The 1,886-nt window shown below is 42.4% G+C and carries 1 protein-coding gene; it reads left to right on the top strand.

What is annotated here, in order from left to right:
• The first annotated feature begins 136 nt into the window (after positions 1-136).
• Positions 137-1,726, top strand: coding sequence for an IS1182 family transposase (locus T472_RS05645; protein WP_023863396.1), 1,590 nt, complete (start codon positions 137-139; stop codon positions 1,724-1,726).
• Positions 1,727-1,886 lie beyond the last annotated feature (160 nt).

Below are 1,886 nucleotides of genomic sequence, written 5' to 3'. Positions count from 1 at the left end.
GGTGCTGTTGCAAAATAGCGCCAAGTAAAAAAATGGGCTATTGCGAATCGTGAATGATTTGCAGTAGCCCATTTTTTGTTGTTTAAAAGCTTAGAACTGGCTCGCAGAGCCAGTTCAGGTGAGTTATAATTAATTTATGAAGAATAACCTAACTCATGTTAATTTTAATAAAAATATCAGCACAATGCAACTGAGAATGCAATTTGATGTTGATACTTATATTCCGGAACATAGCAAGGTTAGACTGGTGTGCAATATCGTTGAGGAGATGAATTTGAATTCCATTTTGAGCACCTATTCCATTCTGGGTAGAAAGCCAGTTGTTGACCCGGTTACTATGTTGAAAATCCTTTTTTTCTGCTACAGCGAAGGCATACGCTCATCACGCAAGATTAGGGATTTTTGTATTTTCGACCTAAGAGCCCACTTTCTGCTTCAGTATTGCAAACCTCCAAGCTATAGCACTGTAAACCGCTTTAGAAAGGGACTAGAGGATTTTGCGCCTGATCTGCTGAATCAGTTTGTTGAGATTCTTTATGATGACGGCCATGTGGATTTGGAGAACATATATATCGATGGGACCAAGATTGAATCATTGGCAGGTCGATATACATTTGTGTGGCGCAAATCAGTTCTAAGCTACCAAAAAAAGCTGCAGGAGCGAGTGATCAAGGAACAAAACCTGCCAGAGAACAGCAGTCTTGATTTTGTTGCAAAGCATGTCGAGCGGGAGTTCAATCGCATAAGGAACTATTGCAGCAGCAAAAGCATTGCCTTCGTGCATGGGATTGGACACCACAAATCCCAGGAGCAGAAAGACTATGAATACTTTAAGGATATTCTTGATAAATTTGAGAAGTACAGGGAACACCTGATGCTCATGGGTGACCGCAACAGCTACTCGAAGACTGACCATGACGCCACGTTCATGCGAATGAAAGATGACCACATGAAAAATGGTCAGCTGAAGCCAGGATATAACATGCAGTTTGCCTCAAACGGAGCATTCATCGTAGGTGTAATGGGCAGCCATAAAGCCAATGATCTTCATACTTTGAGGCCCTTCCTGGAGCAGATGCTGCCCCGGTTTGGAAATCGAGTAACAAGGATTGTAGCGGATGCCGGATATGAGAGTGTAGAGAACTATGCATTCCTTAAGGTGAACGGGCTGATGTCATTCATAAAGCCGGTAAACCATGAGACCAGCAAACGAAAGAAGTCAAAGAGCGACATAGGCAAAAGGGAGAACATGCTCTATCTTGAGAAAGAAGATGCCTATGAGTGCAAGAATGGGAAAAAACTGACTCGGGATAAGGATAGAATCAAGAAATATGATTCGGGGTATGAAGATACGACCCGAGTCTACAGCTGCAATGAATGCGCGGGATGCCAGCATAACAGCGCATGCATCAAGAGCAAGAAGGAAGAGGGAGGAACTAAGAAGACCCTCCAGTTTTCACCTGCCTTTGAAGAATACCGCCGTCAGTCACACCAAAACATAACAAGTGATGTTGGAATAATACAGAGGCTCAACCGCTCCATTCAAGCAGAAGGGATGTTTTCCAAGCTAAAGGGCGGGCTTCGTTATGATAGATTCAGTCACCGAGGCATGAAGAGTGTAGTTTCAGACTTGATTCTAATGGCAATCGGGATAAATCTAAACAAGCTTTACTCTAAAAAATGCAATAAGCAGACTGGCGTAATAGAGTATACAAAGACAGCCTAGCGGAAAAAACAGCTAGCCCAGATAGGCTTATTAAGTTCGGCCAAAAATAGCGTTGGTGAAAGAACTTTAAAAAATCGATGATTGAAGAGAACCATTGGCGTTCAATAATAACAAGAAAGGTGCTGTTGCATCTCTAGAAATTCTAGATTTGCAACAGCAC

It is taken from the genome of Youngiibacter fragilis 232.1, from assembly GCF_000495435.3.
GTDB lineage: Bacteria > Bacillota > Clostridia > Clostridiales > Clostridiaceae > Youngiibacter > Youngiibacter fragilis.
This window is presented reverse-complemented; position numbering and strand designations above follow the sequence as displayed.